Below are 16,575 nucleotides of genomic sequence, written 5' to 3'. Positions count from 1 at the left end.
CTCTCATTAGAGAGGGACTTCACCCTCCTCTATATCACCCATCTTATGGCAGAAGAACTAGAAAACGAATACCTCCGCATCGAGGAAGATATAGTAGCGGCACTACGCACCGTCTACGATCCTGAGATCCCCGTCAATGTGTATGATCTGGGGCTCATCTACTGCGTGGAACTTACGGACGAACGCTTCGTCACGATCACGATGACCCTCACGGCACCCAACTGCCCCGCCGCAGACTTCATCATCGAGGATGTGCGCATGAAGGTCGAGGATGTCCCTGGGGTCAGTGGGGTAGAGATCCAGCTGACCTTCGAGCCCGAATGGAACAAGGATATGATGAGCGAAGAAGCCATGCTTGAGCTCGGCTTCCTATAAGCGTATGGACGGACGAACGAAGGTCTACTTCACGAGCGATGCACATCTGGGGTCAGGCTACCATGCTGACCCTCGGGCGGTAGAGTGCCGTCTGGTGCGGTGGCTTCAGAGCATCGAGCAGGATGCTCGGGCGGTGTACTTCCTCGGGGACATGTTCGACTACTGGTTTGAATACCGCACGGTCGTCCCACGGGGGCATGTACGCTTCCTAGGTCAAGTCGCTCTAATGGCCGACCAAGGGATCGAGATCCACTTCTTTGTGGGCAATCATGATGTCTGGTTTGCCGACTATCTAGAGAAGGAGCTGGGAGCTCAGGTGCATCATGAGGAAGCGATAGTAGAGCTGGATGGGAAGACCTTCCGTCTAGCGCATGGAGACAAGGAATATCGTGCAGTCTCGTGGACGAATAAGCTACTCTACCACCTCTTCCGTCATCCCGTCGCTCGGTGCCTCTATGCTGCGATCCATCCTCGCTGGACGGTGGGCTTCGCCCTGAGCTGCTCGTTGAGAAGCCGCAAGAGAGGCCTACGTAAGGCCACCTTAGGAGAGGTACCTCATGCCTATCAGAATGATTACTTCGAGATCGAGAAGGAGTGGCTCGTTCGCTGGACGAAGGAGTATATCGAGGAGCATCCCGAGATCGACTATTACCTCTTCGGGCACCGGCATTTGCTGGTAGACCTCGCTCTAAGGGGAGAGAAGCGGATCATCATCCTCGGGGATTGGCTTCAGTACAATTCGTTCGCCGTGTGGGATGGTTCGGCGCTGTGGATCGACCAGTTCCTCGAGGAGGAAGCTTAGGCATCCCCCACCCTCATAGTAAAGAGATCGCCCCTGCAGTCTAGCGTAGACTGCAGGGGCGATTTGCTTTAGCGCCCAGAGGGAAGGCTCGGGCGACTTACCGCTTAGGAGAAGAGGGGAGGGAGCTGCTCGGTCAGCTTGTACGCCTCCTCGTAGTGGCGGTAGAAGTGCTTCCAGTCGGCACGGCGAGCCAGCTCATAGGCTAGACGACGCTGGGCCTTGGCCTCCTCGGGGCTCAGGTGAAGCTGCTCACGGATGAGGGAGGAGATCGTCTGGATGGTCTCGAGGATGTTGGTATCGGTACGCTCCACGACGTGCACGGGAGGGCAGGCTGCTTCTGCGAAGGGTGAAGAAGCTTCTTCCTCCTCAGCCCACAGCCCGAAGCCCGCGAGTGTCGTCGTGATCGTCGGCACACCATAGCGGATACTCTCCAGCGGGGTATAGCCCCAAGGCTCGTAGTAGCTGGGGTAGATCGTGAGGTCCATCCCTTGGAGCAGATCGTAGTAGGTCTGATCGAAGATGCCGTCGATACCATTGAGGTAGCAGGGCACGAAGATGACCTTCACATGCCCTTCGGGGCGATCAAGACCACGGTGGCGGATATGGGCCACGGCTCGGTCGTTCTCGGTATTGTAGAGCCAGTGGGAGAGGCAGGGGTACTGCAAGGGGCGCTCCTGCTCTTCGGCGGGGTGCCCTAGTAGATATTGCAGTTCCGAACGAGGACCTGCTTCCCAAGCGGGGACGAGGAGGAAGGCGACGATCTCCCGCTCAGCCGTATAGCTGGCTTGGAAGTGGTAGAGCGATTCGATGAAGAGGTCAATCCCCTTATTGCGGTACTCATAGCGACCACCGAGGGAGACGAAGAAGGCCTTCTCAGGATCAATAGGTCGGGCATAGAGGCGGGAAGCTACTCGAGCCAAGAGGCGACGCATCTTCTTGCGCTTGGACTGCATGGGGGCAGTGAAGGGGGAATTGCCGACGTGGAAGCCATTGGGTAGGACGACTGGTTCACGTCCAAGGAGCTGCTTAGCCTCACGAGCGGTGAGCTTGCTGACGGTAGCGAAGACCGAAGCCTCATGGGCTGCGCACTTCTCCACAGCGTGCTTAGCTTCTACCCCCAGCTCACGTGCCATCTGATCCCCATCGTACTGGTCCATGTAGGTATAGAGCTCCTTGTCATTGCCTGCGATGGAGCGCCCGATGGTCGTAGCGTGGGTGATGAAGAGGGTGCGCACCTCGGGAGCATAGAGGCGCAGGTAGAGCAGCCCCAAGGCTGTCTGCCATTCGTTGAAGATCGCCGTGGTGGGCTCTGCAGTCCAAGCAGCGATACTTGCCATAAGGCGAGCAGCAGCTACTGCGAAGAGACCACTCTCATCATAGTCTCCATAGCCCTTATCCCCCTGCAGACCATAGGCCTGCCAGAACTGGAAGTACAGATCATCCTTCTCCTCCCAGAGTGGAGAGAAGTCCACCAAGAGCACGGGGGGCTTACCCGAGACCGCCCAATGCCCCGTCTTGACACGAAGCCCCAGAGTCGGGAGGATCTCCTTCGTCCAGCCCTCGAGCTCGGGGATAGCTCCCGGGATGAAGTCTAAGGGAAGCGACTTGCCATCGCTCGCAAGCAGAGGGCCTATGAAGCATACCTTATCGGGGTGGCGCTGGGTCATCACATCTGCACGTGAGGAGAGGACGGTATAGATCCCTCCCATCTTATTGCAGACTTCCCAACTCGTCTCGAGGATCATGATCGTTCAGTAAAGTAAGGTGGTGAATGTATATGCTATCAAGCGAGCGAACGAGAGGCTTCTCCCGTCCGTCTGTATCAAAATTAAGCATAACTCTACAATTATACACATTGAGCCACCTAAGACAGGGCTCAGAGCGACCTACGGTAGATCGCCTCGACGACCTACGGTAGGTCGCTCCTCCGACCCACAGTGGGTCGTCGAGGCGATCCACTGTGGGTTTTTCTGACCCCCTCTGAGAGCGCCCTTGCCAAGCGGGATGTAAGCACCACCGAACCGCTCTACTCCAGAGACCTAGTGCGTCCAGATGGTTTAGGGCAAAATCCGTACCTTTGTGGGACGGCTAATAGCCGGAAGACACAGAGTCCAAAGCCCTACCGATTAGCTAGCTAAAATCTGTTCTATTGATGATATCCAAGATACGCAGCCTTGGCCGATGGGTCGTGGCATCCCTTGCGCTCCTCTCTTGCTCCGCAGGATGGGCTCAGCGCCAAGCAGACAGCGTCCACTTCATTGAGGGAGTGGTCGTCAGGGAGCGTTTTGTCTCAAAGGATGTCATCCCTGCCCAAACCCTCTCGGGGCGTGAGCTCCAGCGACTCAGTGCTGTGAGCGTGGCTGATGCTCTCCGCTACTTCGCAGGAGTCCAGATCAAGGACTACGGCGGTATCGGGGGACTCAAGACGGTGAATATCCGAAGCATGGGCTCCCAGCACGTCGGGGTCTTCTACGATGGCCTCCAGCTAGGCAATGCGCAGAACGGACAGATCGACCTCGGGCGCTTCTCCCTAGACAATATGGAGTCGGTCTCCATATATAATGGTCAGCGCAGCACCATCCTCCAGCCAGCGAAGAGCTTTGCCTCCGCTGCTGCGCTCTATATGACGACCCGACGGCCCGATGTCTCAGCCACCAAGCGAGATCATCTGAAGGCCTCCCTCAAGGCGGGCTCTTTCTCCACCATCAATCCCTCCATCCTCTGGGAGCGTCGTCTCAATCCCTCCCTTGACCTCTCCCTCTCCAGCGAATACCTCTACACCTCGGGACGATATAGCTTCTCCTACAAGAAGAAGAACGGCTACGACACTACCTCCATCCGTCACAATGGCGATGTGCGCTCCCTGCGCTTCGAGGCGGGACTCTTCGGCCGTATCGACGAGGGCGAATGGCGAGCCAAGGCCTATGTCTACAATTCGGAGCGAGGCTACCCTGGAGCCTTCGTTCGTGAAGAGCCAGGGAAGTTCAAGCACGAAGATCGTCAGTGGGACACCGACCTGATGGCTCAGGGCTCGCTGCGTAAGAGCTTCGGACGCTATACGCTTCTGGTCAATGGGAAGTTCGCCTACGACTACCTGCACTACCTCTCTGACCCTCGGCTGGATGTGACGACGATGTACGTCAACAATCACTACTACCAGCAAGAGGCTTACCTCTCCTCGGCACATCAGCTAGCCCTCTCCGACAGCTGGCGACTAGCTCTGTCTTCGGACCTGCAGTACAATACGCTCTCGGCCGACCTCTATGCCTTCGCCTACCCCACCCGCCTCACGGCACTCACCGCCCTCGCCTCCGACTTCACCTACCGAGGACTCAAGGCGCAGGCGAGCCTCCTCCACACCTACGTACACGACTGGACGAAGGCCAAGGACGGACAAGCCCCCGAGAAGAGCGAGTGGACTCCTACCTTCATCCTCAGCTACAAGCCGTGGGCTCATCGTGAGCTGAGCCTAAGAGGCTTCTACAAGCGGATATTCCGCATGCCCACCTTCAACGATCTCTACTATACCTTCATCGGGAATAAATACCTCCGCCCCGAGTACACGACCCAGTACGACCTCGGGTTGGTCTATACCAAGCCCTTCAGTCGTGGTGTGCTCCGTAGCCTCGAGGTGCAGGTGGATGGCTACCTCAACTATGTCGATGACAAGATCATCGCCATGCCCACCTCCAACCAGTTCCAGTGGACGATGGTCAACCTCGGGCATGTCCGCATCCGAGGGATAGATCTAGCCCTTGAGACAGGCTGGCGCTTCGGCAAAGTTCGTGCCTCCTCACGCCTCACATATACTTACCAGCGAGCCCAAGACCTTACCGATCCCTCCGACACCTATTATGGAGGGCAGATCCCCTATATCCCTTGGCATAGTGGCTCGGCCATCGTATCTCTTGCTTGGCAAGGGTGGGATCTCAACTACAGCTTCATCTATACGGGAGAGCGCTACGATGCCAGCGCCAACATCCGAGAGAACTATACCCGCCCTTGGTACACCAGCGATCTCTCCCTCTCCCGCCTCTTCTCTCTGAAGAAGCACAGCCTACGACTCACCGCCGAGGTCAACAACCTCCTCAACCAACAGTACGAAGTCGTGCGCTCCTATCCGATGCCTGGTATCAACACCAAGCTCAAGATCGACTACACACTATGACCTCCACCGCTATGAAGACTTCATCCATCACCCGCTTACTCCTCTGGGTAGGCATCTTTGCTCTCTCCCTCTCCTCCTGCCGCAAGGAGGATGAGATCATCCCCTCTACCGAAGAACAAGGGGGGAAGCCAGAACCTGCAGGCCCTATTAAGGGCTTCTTCCTCCTCAACGAGGCAAACATGGGCTCCAATAAGTCCACCCTCGACTACTACGACTACGAGACTGGTAAGTACACCCGCAATATCTATGCGGAGCGCAATCCCGGAGTCGTCAAGGAGCTCGGTGACGTAGGCAACGACCTGCAGATCTACGGCAACCGTCTCTACGCCGTCATCAACGTCTCTCACCTCATCGAGGTCATGGACGTGAATACAGCCAAGCACATCGGGAAGATCTCTATCCCTAACTGCCGCTACATCGTCTTCAAGGATGGCTTTGCCTATGTCAGCTCCTATGCTGGCCCCGTGAAGATCGACCCCAATGCACGACTAGGCTATGTCGCCAAGGTCGATACCGCTACCCTCAAAGTCGTAGCGGAGTGCCCCGTAGGCTACCAGCCCGACGAGATCGTCATCTACGGCGACAAGCTCTATGTCGCTAACTCGGGTGGCTACCGCGTCCCCAACTACGACAAGACCATCTCCATCATCGACCTGAAGACCTTCACCGAAGAGAAGAAGGTCGATGTGGCGATCAACCTCCACCGCCTAGAGCTCGACAACTACGGGAAGATCTGGGTATCTTCTCGTGGGGACTACTATCATGTCCCCTCGAAGATGTTCGTCTTCGACCCCAAGACCGAGAAGGTGACCAAGACCCTCGATGTCTCTTGCTCCAACATGACCCTCTCCGGAGACTCCCTCTTCGTCTACAGCACCGAGTGGAGCTACCTCACTGGGGAGAATACCATCAGCTATACCGTCATCGACACCAAGACCCAAAAGGTCATCGACCGAGACTTCATCAAGGACGGCACAGCTAAGGATATCAAGATCCCCTACGGCATCGCTACCAATCGGGAGCGTGGTGAATTCTATGTCACCGACGCTAAGAACTATGTCACCCCAGGCAGACTCCACTGCTATGATCTCAAGACCGGTACACGCAAGTGGTCCGTCAAGACGGGTGACATCCCTGCACACTTCGCCTTCACACGCAAACAACTTCAACCCAAAGACCCCAAATAGCTATGAAACCCATTCATTCCTGGAGCTCCCTCCTGATGGCGCTCCTAGCTCTAAGCTCTGTCGCCTTCGTATCCTGTAAGAAGGATGAGGCTCCCAAGCCTCCCGTCATCCCACCTGTCCCTGTCTTCCCTAAGCCAGAGGTCAATCCCAACGCTACGCCTTACATCACTCGAGTCCTCGAGTATATGCCAGCCGTTGGGCAGTTCACCAACAAGCTCCCCGAGTACGAAGACGGGGATACTCAGGAGAAGATGAACGAGAAGGCGCTTGAATACCTCGCCGACAACCAACGTAGCCTCGTCACCCTCGGTGGCTTTGGTGGTTACATCACCGTAGGCTTCGACCATACCATCCTCAATGTCCCAGGCAAACGTGACTTCCGTGTCCTAGGGAATGCCTTCTATGGTGACCAGAATGAGCAACCCTACGATGGTGGCAGCTGCGAACCAGGTGTGATCATGGTCGCCTACGACGTGAACCGCAACGGTAAGCCCGACGAAGACGAATGGTATGAGATCGAGGGTAGTGCCCACGTGGATCACACTAAGGAGCCTTGGTACAACCTCGTGAAGTCTGTCCCAGGCTCGGACATGAACTTCTACCGAGACTACGAGATGACCTACGAACGTCCTACCAAGGAAGAGATGTCTCCCGACACGGGTGTCCCCTTCGTCGGGATCGTGCAGTACGTACACTGGACGGACAATAAGGGGGGCTCCGGTTGGCTACCTAAGAATACCTTCCACAGCCAGTCCTATTACCCCAAGTGGATCAAGGGAGATAAGCTCACCCTCCGTGGTACACGCCTCCCACAGAACGCCCGAGACCAGAGTGGGGTAGGGCGCTACTATGTCCTCTTCAAGTTCCGCTACGGCTATGTAGACAATGAGAAGAACGACCTAGCCGACTCCGCTATCGATATTGACTGGGCCATCGACAAGTATGGTCGCAAGGTGCATCTCCCTGGCATTGATTTCATCCGCATCCACACGGGGATCAACCAAGTCAATGGTTGGCTCGGCGAATGCTCGACCGAAGTCGCAGGGGTCAATGACCTCCACCTCCTCAACGAGGACATCCCCACTAGATAGACAAGGCAAACCTAAATTCACCATAACATGAATAAGAAACTCCTCCTCGCTGGGATCGCTGGTATCCTCAGCCTAGCAACAGCTTGTAAGAAGGATGATCCTTCGCCCAAGCCTACCCCTACTCCCACTCCTCAGCCTGGATTTACGATCGAGGCTAAGACGACGAGCCTCCTGCAGTTCGACACAGTGCGCCTCTCTGCTCAGGGAGCTAAGGCTGATGCCAAGCTCACTTGGGTAGTCAATGGTAAGGAAGTCGCCGAAGGCAAGGACTATGCCTTCACTCAGCCCCGCACTGGAAGCTACAAGGTTGATCTTGTCGATAAGCGCAATGGGGGCAAGGTAAGCAAGGACTTCTCTGTCGCCGCTCGCTTCACCTCGGGAGCCTTCCTCCTCAACGAAGGGAACATGAGCAATGAGACGGGTACACTCACCTATATCGATGCCTCGAAGAAGTTCGTCCTCGATAGCGCCTACATCCGTGTCAATGGCACGAAGCTGGGTAATGTCTGTCAGGATATGGCTTTCGCCAATGGTAAGGTCTACATCCTCTCTCAGAATGGACCTAAGAATGGCGGCGAAGGGATGCTGACCATCGCTGATGCTAAGACGCTGGAGAAGATCAAGATCATCAACGATCCTAAAACCGCTGCCGACTGGCCTACACATATCGCGGTCGTCAATGGTCGCATCTACCTCAGAGGTAACAGCGGGATCTATAGCGGTACGGAGGATGGACGCTTCAACCTCATCCCTGGCACGGATAAGGCCAATAAACTCCGCATGGCTACCATCGGTGATCTCGTCGTAGCGACGACTTCGACTAAGAAGCTCCTTGTGCTCCAAGATGGGCAGGTGAAGCAGACATTCGCTCTTCCCGAAGGCTCTCCCTCGGGGCTTGCGCTTGCTCCTAATGGTCAGCTCTGGCTCTCTTACTCCGAGCCCAACACCCTTGCCAAGCTAAGCGTATCAGCTTCGGAGGTCAAGATCCTCGAGAAGCATACCACGACTCAGTCTCTATCTAAGGGATGGACGGCGACCTCAGCGATCTTCGCTCAAGACAATCAGATCTTCTTCACGGAGCAGAAGCCTGTCATCTACCGCCACGACTTCTCTAAGAATGAAACCAAGGAGATCGTGGATATCCTGAAGCTAGACTCTGAGGCGAAGATCTACTACAATAGCCTCGGTGTAGATCCCAAGACGGGACATATCTACTTCGCTTCCTTCGGGGACTGGGGCACCTACAAGAAGAACATTACCCTCGTCCTCAATCCCGACGGGAGTCTCCTCTTCAAGCGTGAGAAGGTGAATGCCTTCCCCGCAGGCTTCTACTTCATTCCCTAGCAACCCGCTCCCCTAGCGAGCGCTTGGCATAGAGCTTCGGTCTCTGTGGCGCAGCACTCGCCTAAAAGCAACAGAGTATTCACCGGACGCTTTGGCCTTATCCCTTTCGGGGGCTAAGGCCAGAGCGTGCCTTGAGTAATAATCGTTCACTAAATTATAATCACCTTTCGATGAAGAAAACTCTTCTATCTGCACTGACGCTCCTCGCCATCGGCACGGGGGTCTCCAGCTGTAGCAAGGGCGCACAGGATGCCCCACGCACAGAAGGACTCGCTGCTGAGACAGAGCTCTCTGCACCTCTCTCCGGCTCGCTCCAGACCGATAGCCTGGCGCTGGTCGATCTCTTCAACGCCCTCGACGGGATGAACTGGTCCAACTCCAACTACTGGGCGAGCGAACAGCCCGTAAGTAAGTGGTACGGTGTCCGTGTCTCCACTGTCGCTGGTCAGCCTCGTGTCACCGCCCTCTATCTCGGTGCGAATAAGCTCAAGGGCTCCATCCCTGCATCCATCGGTCAGCTGACGGCTCTTCGCACACTCCAGCTCCAGTACAACCGTGAGATCTCGGGAAGCATCCCCGAGGAGCTCTTCCAGCTCACTCGCCTGAACTCGCTACGTCTGCGCTTCACCAACCTCACGGGCGAACTGCCCGCTGCCATCGGGCAGCTTAAGGAGATCGATACCCTCGATCTAAGCAACAGCCGCTACGATCTCAGCCAGTGGTGGGATGGCAATCCTAAGACTGCTCGTGAGCATCGCCCCAACGGGTACACGCTCTCTGGTAAGCTCCCTCGTGAGATCGGTCAGCTGACTAAGGCTCGCTACATCGACCTCTCCTTCCAGGGCTTCACGGGCGAACTTCCCGCTGAGCTGGGCAACCTCTCGGCTCTGCGCTACCTCTCCATCTACGGCTGTCACTTCACTGGTGGCATCCCCGCAGAGCTTGGCAGACTGCAGCGTCTGGAGTACCTCTCCGCAGGACTCAATGAGCTCTCTAAGCCCCTGCCTGCAGAGCTAGGTAATCTCGCCAACCTCCGAGAGCTGATGATCAGCTACAACAAGCTCTCTGGTCAGATCCCCGCCTCTCTGGGTCGTCTGAAGAAGCTCAAGAACCTCAACCTCGAGCACAACAAGCTCTCGGGCCAGATCCCTGCTGAGCTTGCTGGACTTGAAGGGCTCTATCAGATCTACCTCAACGACAACCAGCTCACCGGTACGATACCCACTGACTTCGGTGGTGCACAGCAGAACAATCTCCTCTGGGTGGACCTCCGCAACAACCAGCTCACTGGTAGCATCCCCGCTCGCATCAAGCGCACGCTGCCTGATGCAGAGAAGTACGCCAACGTCCTAGGTCTCCCTAGCTACGGCTACACAATCTTTGCTCTCTCTGGCAACAAGCTCACGGGCGCTATCCCTGCTGAATACCTCGCCTATCCCAAGACGCTGAAGCACCTCGTGCCCCAGCAGGAGGGCTACGGCTTCACCAACGAGCCTAAGTAATTAGACCCGCACAGTCTCTCCCTCGGCGCAAGCTAGCCCTGAGGGGGAGACTGCCCCTTTACTTTTCCAACCAATTCATCACTATGATCAAGAAGTTTCTAACTCTGGCCTTAACGCTTACCCTAGGCCTTAGCTCATGTACCTCGGATGACGTGACTCCCGTCCTCCCCAAGAGCGGGATCAAGATCGACAAGGGTGTCCTCTCTGCTTATCCAGAGAAGGAGATCATGCCCTCGGAGCTTGTCTCTCTGCCTGAAGTCACCGAGATCGCAGATAAGGTCTTCGAAGGCTACAAGACCCTCAGAACTCTCAAGGCTCCTAAGCTCACCAAGATCGGAGCAGCAGCCTTCAAGGGCTCTTCGCTCAAGAGCCTTCACCTCGGTGCTACCGTGCCAACTGTCGGCGAAGGTGCCTTTGATGGTACTTCCGAAGAGAAGGATCTCGTCGTACCTGCAGAGAAGGTCGCTGACTTCATGGACTTCGCTAAGAAGTATCAGTTCATGACGATCAACGGCACTCCTCTCCCAGGCACTCAGATCGAGATCGAGAATGGTGTCCTCCTCAACTATCCTATTGACAAGACTCCTGCCGATGGCGTAGTCAAGCTCGAAGCTTCTGTCAAGGAGATCGCAGATAAGGTCTTCGAAGGGAACACTCGCCTCAAGGAGATCCATGCTCCTGGTATCAAGAAGATCGGTGCTGCTGCCTTCAAGGGCTGTATCGGTCTAGTTAAGGTAGACTTCGGTGGCGCTCAGCGTCCTCCCCTCGCTATCGACGAAACTGACAAGGACTTTGGCACAGCAGAAGATGCTTTCTGGAATACCCCAGAGGACAAGGTGCTCGTCTTCAACGAAGCTAACAACCCCAACTTCCTACAGTACTTCGAGTACATCGCTCGCCACCACTTCGCTAAGCTTGATGGTATCAAGATCCCAGCAGAACTCGATAGCAAGGCATTCAATGTCAAGGATGGTGTCCTCAAAGGCATCAAGAACCAATACTACCTCGCTGGTCAGGGTAAGAACGGTGTCCTCGTCCTTCCCTCCAGCATCAAGCGTATCGAGGGCGGAGTATTCGGTGACAAGTTCCAGAACTTCAAGGCCATCTATGCAGAAGGTGTAGAAGAAATCGGGAACTATGCCTTCAATGCTACGGCGAGCCTCAACTATGCTCACCTGCCCAAGCTGAAGAGAGTAGGAGAAGGTTGCTTCCTCGATAACGCTTCACTCGATGCTGTGAACTTCCCCAAGCTGGAAGAGATCGGGCATATCTGCTTCAATGGTGGCTCTAACATCAGTGGCAATGGTCTCAAGATCACCTACATCAGCCTACCTGCTGTAAAGAAGATCGGTCGCGGTGCTTTCCATGGCAATTATAAGAACTCTGGTGTTGCTGTCCTCCTTGGTGCTATGCCCGAGGTAGACTTCAACCCCTACAGCGACGATGATCCTTTCCATGATGGTCATGTGGCCTTCGGTCAGATGAAGGATCCCGTCCTCTACGTGACCCCTGCAAACAAGGAAACCTATCAGATCACCGACGGTAAGTGGAAGAACTTCACCGTCAAGGACCTGAAGTAAGTCCTTCATGAGGAAGGCGAGGTAGCCCACGAGCGTGGCTACCTCGCCTTCTTACTTTTCTTTCCTCTGTATATACCTCAGACTATGAACTACCGCATCTTTGGAGTGGTGCTTGCGCTCGGTCTGCTTACGGCTTGTGGCGACAAGTCCACACCCCTACCAGAGCCCCAGCCGAAGCCTACTCCTACCCCCACACCTACACCACCTCCCACACCACAGCCCCCCGCCTACGAGGGTTACCAAGGCTATACCATCCTCTTCAACCAAGGACTGGCCTCCGTCTTGACGAGCCAGCCTTCGGAAGTCGGGGTATCGCCCTCGCTTTTCCTCCTCGACCGGAAGGGCGAGCAGCTCACGAGCGTCTTCTCCGAGAAGGGGGCAGAAGGCAATAGTGACTTCGAGGGCAAGGGCGAGATCTGCGAAGGCACGCTGAGCCGTGCTGGAGACTATCTAGCTTATCTAGCGAAGTACGACTTCACGGGCTCCAAGCATGCTTCCCGTCTTTTCCTCTTCGACGCAAAGACGATGAAGATCGTCAAGAACCTCCTTATCCGCCAGCCTAACGACGGGGATGAATGGGTACGCCAATCCTTTACGCTTAGCGATGGATCTACCTATCTCTCCTTCGACAAGAAGCACTACTACCGCCTCGATGTCGAGACGGGTGAGATGAAGCCACTTACGGGGATCTGGGGCTTCGCTTCGGGCGGAGCGTCTTGGGAGGATCATGGGTACTTCTTCGTTCGCTACGGTACGGAAGCCTTTGCCTTCGATAAGGGGAGTCTTGCTGCCCGCAAGATCCCCATCGCCCTCTCGGGCGCTACGATCAAGGAGGTCCTGCGAGCAGGCGAAGAGTGGCTCGTTCTGAAAGACAGCTCCGCTCGCTACTACCTCTTCTCCATGAAGGAGGGGAAGGTCGTGGCTCGCTTCACCCTCACCGAGCAAGTCGGCCGAAGCATCTGCTATGATGCCCGCTCCCAGCGCCTCTATTATTCGGGGAGCACCTCGGACCAAGGGGGCTCCGATGCCAAGGAACGCAGTGTCTACACAGCGAAGCTCACGCTCCCGAGCGAAGAGAATAAAGTCCAGGGACTCGTGTCTACTCGCTACTACACCATCGCAGGGCGCACGGAGGCGGACAATAGGCAGGGCTACAAGATGCAAGTCGGGTTCAACCCCGACCTCGATCAGCTCTTCGTCTCCTACCTTGACCAAGGACGCTCGGGTCCTCTCCTGCATGACCTGACGAAGGTGCTGGTCTTCTCGCTCTTCAAGGAGGACAATGTCCCCGCTAAGAAGCTCCGTGAGCTTGATCTGCACTATGCAGCCGATGTGAATGCGATCTTCCTCAACGGTCGTCGCCCCTAGTTCATCCCAAGTCTTAGTGTCCTAAGACCAGCGAGGCTACGTCACAAGCACCCTTAGCTTGTGGCGTAGCCTCGCCTCTTTGATGCGGCAGTCTATCTCTCATACAGGTCATGGGGGGAAGCAGGGAGCTTCCAGAAGGATACCCTCGTCGATCTGGGAGATCCATCAGTAGGATAGCTTAGGCGGGAGCTAGTTACTTCTCTAGGACTAACCTCACTCCCCCGAGCCTATTATTTTGCGTATCTTGCCCCCGCTCTTGACTAAGCAGAGCACGCCTCACAAGATGCTTCTACGACTCCTCCTTCCCCTGCTCCTCCTCTGGAGCACGAGCCTCTCGGCTCAGGGCTTCGACTCGCTCATGCGTGCGCATGGCATGGTCGAGGTCACCCAGCTTGCCCCGCATATCCGTGTCGAACTGAAGTACGCTACCCGAGACAACTTCATCGGGGAAAATATGTACGGCACACTCAAGAAGGCTTACCTTCACCCCAACCTCGCTCGTGCCCTGGCCCGTGCTCAGCAAGCCCTCGAGGCAGAGCTCCCAGGCTACCGCTTCCTCATCTACGACGCTGCTCGCCCCCAGAGCGTCCAGCGACGGATGTACCAAGCTGTCGCTGGCACACCCAAGAAGATCTACGTAGCAGCACCCGAGCGAGGCGGACGGCACAACTATGGGGTCGCTGTCGACCTCACCATCATCGACGACAAGGGCAAGCCCCTAGATATGGGAAGCCCCTTCGATCACTTCGGTGAGGAGGCTCACCTTGGCAACGAAGAGGCTCGTGTACGTGCGGGGATCTTCTCCGAAGAAGTGCCACGCAATAGGGCGCTCATGCGCCGTCTGCTGGGGGCTGAAGGCCTGCGCCCCTATGACAAGGAGTGGTGGCACTATCAGGAGCGTATGTCTATGGGAGAGGTGCGCAAGCGCTATCGGCTCCTCGCCTTCTAGTCCCGCCGTGATGGCGGAGCTATGAGCGCTCCCCTATGGGAGCAATAGATAATAAAGAGCTAGCGCTCGGGATGGATCATCCTGAGCGCTAGCTGTACTGGGTAGCTGAGCATACAGCACCGAGCCGTAGGGGCTAAGCACATGCTCTGGGAGGCGCTACCTAAGAAAAAACCTATCCTTCGGAAGGCGAAGGCTCGGACTAGCCAAGGATCTCCTTCTGGAGACTGCCTACGAGACTACTTGCACCGATGCGGAAGAAGCGATTGTCGAGCCATTCCTTGCCGAGGATCGCTTCTACCAGCGTGTAGTACTTCACAGCCTCTTCGGCCGAACGGATACCCCCACTGAACTTCACCCCACGCTGCTCGCCATACTTCTCCTTGTACTCCTTGAGGACGGAGCAGAGGATGTAGGCAGCACGCAGATCCGCACCTGGATATTCCTTCCCCGTAGAAGTCTTGAGGAAGTCAGCCCCAGAGAAGAGGGCAAGGATGCTGGCTCGGCGAATAAGTTCGGGCTCCTTGAGCGCACCCGTCTCGAGGATGACCTTGAGGTGAGCACCTCGAGCCGTAGCCTTCTGTTCTTCGATCTCGGTAGAGGCTTCGAGGTAGTCGCCCGAGAGGAAAGCACCTAGATTGAGTACGATGTCGATCTCGTCGGCACCAGCAGCGACGGCAAGCGCCGTCTCGGCGATCTTCACTTCGGTGAAGCTCTGTGATGCGGGGAAGGCACCACTGACACAAGCGACTTGGACCCCCGAAGCAGTGAGCACCTCACGCACGGTCTTGACGAAGTTGGGGTAGACGCAGATAGCAGCGACCGAAGGGACATCCTCCGTCCCCTCGAAGTCATTGACAGAGCCGACGAGCTGAGCCACCTTCTCTTCGGTGTCTGCTCCTGCCAGCGTGGTGAGATCAATGGTGGAGTGAAGGAACTTCTTCACCTCACGGGTGTTGTTGCGCTCATAGCCCTCTTCGAGGATCTTAGCGATACGGCTGTCGATCTCCTCTAGGGAGAGAGCGGGGGCGAAGGCTTCAAAAGCCTCGGTGTACTTAGTTAAGTTTGTTTCTACCATGGAGTAAACTATTGCTTAGGTTCTATTTCTTCTTCGGTGGCGGCTAGCTTGGGGTTAGCACGATGGCGATCTCGGTCTCGCTGGGTCTTCTTCTCGATATTCTTCATCAGAGCGCTATGGAGATCGACTCCCGTCTGATTAGCGATGCAGAGGAGCACCCAGAGTACATCTGCCAGTTCATCATCGAGCGTCTTCCCCTCATCGCTCTTCTTGAAGCTCTGATCACCATAGAGGCGAGCCATAAGCCGGGCGACCTCACCCACTTCTTCGGTGAGAATAGCCATATTCGTCAGGGGGGAGAAGTAGCGTACGCCGTAGGTCTGTATCCATTCGTCGACGAGGCGCTGAGCATCAGAGAGGGTCAGTCTGCTGTCCATCGTGTAGGTATTGTCGAAGCTGTATGTCTAGCCGGAGGAGCCTTGCTCCTATCCCACAAAGATAAGGGAATACCAGCGAGTGGCTCTACCCGCCCCCGTGAGGAGCAGTCGTCCATCCTCTGGGAGGTCTCTAGACAAGGGCTCGAAGGCACTACTGTTTCCTCCTGAGAGGCACTACTGTTACCACTTCGGAGGCGCTACTGGTACTAGGTGGCTATCTCTAGGAGAATAGGGTCAGAAGAAAAGAGGTTTCGCTAAACGTCTCTATTCTAATAAATTTAAGTAATCTCACCTTGTAGCATATCGAGAAAAATACTCGTACATTTGTCCTAGAGATAGCCTCTATCTTCTAAGCCGTAGCCCATACACAGGAGCCTAACCCTCCTATCACCGACAGACGCTCGCTTACTGTAAGCACACGCCCGCCATAACACATCAAGCTCGTGTACCCAAGGCCCACCATCTTCACAGTAATAGTGATCTTCTCCTTATCACTCCTAGCGTTCTTCATTTCGCTCTCACTGCAAATGATGAACCACCTCTTCTTGGGGCATCGTCCAGGGATGATCGTCCTCTCCGTGGTCCTTCCTCTGGTCATCGTCTTCATCCTAGCACAGCTAGCATCTCGGCAGTATGGTCAGAGCGCCTGGATCATCACTCCTGCTGCCCTGCTGATCTCTACAGGGCTCATCTCCCTCCTTTTCTCCCTACTCCACTACTTCTGATCGGGAGAAGCCGGCTCCTAGGCAGCGAGGGT

General features: G+C 55.8%; 14 protein-coding genes. 11 read left to right on the top strand and 3 right to left on the bottom strand.

Going from position 1 to position 16,575, the window contains the following annotated elements; all coding sequences use genetic code 11:
• The first annotated feature begins 45 nt into the window (after nucleotides 1–45).
• Both Q0336_RS00835 and Q0336_RS00830 read left to right on the top strand, forming a co-directional pair.
• Entirely contained in the window at nucleotides 46–375 is a 330-nt protein-coding gene (locus tag Q0336_RS00835; protein WP_298524382.1) for an iron-sulfur cluster assembly protein, read from the top strand.
• A 4-nt stretch (nucleotides 376–379) separates the two neighbouring features.
• Nucleotides 380–1,177 (top strand): UDP-2,3-diacylglucosamine diphosphatase, encoded by a 798-nt coding sequence (locus Q0336_RS00830; protein ID WP_298524380.1) that lies wholly within the window; start codon nucleotides 380–382, stop codon nucleotides 1,175–1,177.
• 104 nt (nucleotides 1,178–1,281) lie between these two features.
• Here the strand turns inward: Q0336_RS00830 and Q0336_RS00825 are convergent, their stop codons facing one another.
• The gene (locus Q0336_RS00825) at nucleotides 1,282–2,922 is read right to left on the bottom strand and encodes a glycogen/starch synthase (protein WP_298524376.1); all 1,641 of its coding nucleotides are present in this window, start codon (nucleotides 2,920–2,922) and stop codon (nucleotides 1,282–1,284) included.
• 407 nt (nucleotides 2,923–3,329) lie between these two features.
• Between Q0336_RS00825 and Q0336_RS00820 the strand changes: the two genes are divergently transcribed.
• From Q0336_RS00820 to Q0336_RS00785, 8 genes are all read left to right on the top strand, one after another.
• Nucleotides 3,330–5,345 carry a TonB-dependent receptor gene (locus Q0336_RS00820; RefSeq protein WP_298524373.1) on the top strand — a complete coding sequence of 672 codons (2,016 nt, stop codon included), beginning with the start codon at nucleotides 3,330–3,332 and terminating at the stop codon, nucleotides 5,343–5,345.
• An 11-nt stretch (nucleotides 5,346–5,356) separates the two neighbouring features.
• On the top strand, nucleotides 5,357–6,532 hold the full coding sequence (locus tag Q0336_RS00815; protein WP_298524421.1) for a YncE family protein: 1,176 nt from the start codon (nucleotides 5,357–5,359) through the stop codon (nucleotides 6,530–6,532).
• Nucleotides 6,533–6,534: 2 nt separating this feature from the next.
• On the top strand, nucleotides 6,535–7,623 hold the full coding sequence (locus tag Q0336_RS00810) for a PKD domain-containing protein (RefSeq protein ID WP_298524370.1): 1,089 nt from the start codon (nucleotides 6,535–6,537) through the stop codon (nucleotides 7,621–7,623).
• A 27-nt stretch (nucleotides 7,624–7,650) separates the two neighbouring features.
• Nucleotides 7,651–8,967: a DUF5074 domain-containing protein gene (locus Q0336_RS00805; RefSeq protein ID WP_298524368.1), complete on the top strand. Its 1,317-nt coding sequence runs from the start codon at nucleotides 7,651–7,653 to the stop codon at nucleotides 8,965–8,967.
• 170 nt (nucleotides 8,968–9,137) lie between these two features.
• On the top strand, nucleotides 9,138–10,469 hold the full coding sequence (locus Q0336_RS00800; protein WP_298524365.1) for a hypothetical protein: 1,332 nt from the start codon (nucleotides 9,138–9,140) through the stop codon (nucleotides 10,467–10,469).
• Between the two features lie 83 nt (nucleotides 10,470–10,552).
• Nucleotides 10,553–12,049, top strand: a complete 1,497-nt coding sequence (locus Q0336_RS00795) for a leucine-rich repeat domain-containing protein (RefSeq protein ID WP_298524363.1) — start codon at nucleotides 10,553–10,555, stop codon at nucleotides 12,047–12,049.
• 84 nt (nucleotides 12,050–12,133) lie between these two features.
• Complete coding sequence (locus tag Q0336_RS00790; RefSeq protein WP_298524360.1) at nucleotides 12,134–13,417, top strand: hypothetical protein; 1,284 nt, start codon at nucleotides 12,134–12,136, stop codon at nucleotides 13,415–13,417.
• 283 nt (nucleotides 13,418–13,700) lie between these two features.
• Nucleotides 13,701–14,366, top strand: coding sequence for a M15 family metallopeptidase (locus tag Q0336_RS00785; protein WP_298524355.1), 666 nt, complete (start codon nucleotides 13,701–13,703; stop codon nucleotides 14,364–14,366).
• A gap of 199 nt (nucleotides 14,367–14,565) precedes the next feature.
• On the opposite strand, the gene deoC is transcribed toward Q0336_RS00785, so the two are convergent.
• A complete protein-coding gene (gene deoC / locus Q0336_RS00780; RefSeq protein WP_298524353.1) occupies nucleotides 14,566–15,441 on the bottom strand; it encodes a deoxyribose-phosphate aldolase in 876 nt (291 codons plus the stop codon).
• An 8-nt stretch (nucleotides 15,442–15,449) separates the two neighbouring features.
• Nucleotides 15,450–15,806 carry a nucleotide pyrophosphohydrolase gene (locus tag Q0336_RS00775; protein ID WP_298524418.1) on the bottom strand — a complete coding sequence of 119 codons (357 nt, stop codon included), beginning with the start codon at nucleotides 15,804–15,806 and terminating at the stop codon, nucleotides 15,450–15,452.
• Between the two features lie 539 nt (nucleotides 15,807–16,345).
• Here Q0336_RS00775 and Q0336_RS00770 point away from each other — a divergent pair.
• Nucleotides 16,346–16,543, top strand: coding sequence for a hypothetical protein (locus Q0336_RS00770; RefSeq protein WP_298524349.1), 198 nt, complete (start codon nucleotides 16,346–16,348; stop codon nucleotides 16,541–16,543).
• The last annotated feature ends 32 nt before the right edge of the window (nucleotides 16,544–16,575 follow it).

It is taken from the genome of uncultured Porphyromonas sp. (assembly GCF_938039215.1).
GTDB lineage: Bacteria > Bacteroidota > Bacteroidia > Bacteroidales > Porphyromonadaceae > Porphyromonas.
The sequence above is the reverse complement of the archived record's forward strand: the minus strand, read 5'-3'. Positions and strand labels throughout refer to the sequence as shown.

What these genes read in the sequence shown, in the direction of transcription:
- Q0336_RS00805 (WP_298524368.1), top strand. Translation starts at nt 7,651, where the DNA reads ATGAATAAGAAACTCCTCCTCGCTGGGATCGCTGGTATCCTCAGCCTA.
- Q0336_RS00825 (WP_298524376.1), bottom strand. Translation starts at nt 2,922, where the DNA reads ATGATCCTCGAGACGAGTTGGGAAGTCTGCAATAAGATGGGAGGGATC.
- Q0336_RS00815 (WP_298524421.1), top strand. Translation starts at nt 5,357, where the DNA reads ATGAAGACTTCATCCATCACCCGCTTACTCCTCTGGGTAGGCATCTTT.
- Q0336_RS00795 (WP_298524363.1), top strand. Translation starts at nt 10,553, where the DNA reads ATGATCAAGAAGTTTCTAACTCTGGCCTTAACGCTTACCCTAGGCCTT.
- Q0336_RS00790 (WP_298524360.1), top strand. Translation starts at nt 12,134, where the DNA reads ATGAACTACCGCATCTTTGGAGTGGTGCTTGCGCTCGGTCTGCTTACG.
- Q0336_RS00810 (WP_298524370.1), top strand. Translation starts at nt 6,535, where the DNA reads ATGAAACCCATTCATTCCTGGAGCTCCCTCCTGATGGCGCTCCTAGCT.
- Q0336_RS00830 (WP_298524380.1), top strand. Translation starts at nt 380, where the DNA reads ATGGACGGACGAACGAAGGTCTACTTCACGAGCGATGCACATCTGGGG.
- deoC (WP_298524353.1), bottom strand. Translation starts at nt 15,441, where the DNA reads ATGGTAGAAACAAACTTAACTAAGTACACCGAGGCTTTTGAAGCCTTC.
- Q0336_RS00785 (WP_298524355.1), top strand. Translation starts at nt 13,701, where the DNA reads ATGCTTCTACGACTCCTCCTTCCCCTGCTCCTCCTCTGGAGCACGAGC.
- Q0336_RS00770 (WP_298524349.1), top strand. Translation starts at nt 16,346, where the DNA reads ATGATGAACCACCTCTTCTTGGGGCATCGTCCAGGGATGATCGTCCTC.
- Q0336_RS00835 (WP_298524382.1), top strand. Translation starts at nt 46, where the DNA reads ATGGCAGAAGAACTAGAAAACGAATACCTCCGCATCGAGGAAGATATA.
- Q0336_RS00820 (WP_298524373.1), top strand. Translation starts at nt 3,330, where the DNA reads ATGATATCCAAGATACGCAGCCTTGGCCGATGGGTCGTGGCATCCCTT.
- Q0336_RS00800 (WP_298524365.1), top strand. Translation starts at nt 9,138, where the DNA reads ATGAAGAAAACTCTTCTATCTGCACTGACGCTCCTCGCCATCGGCACG.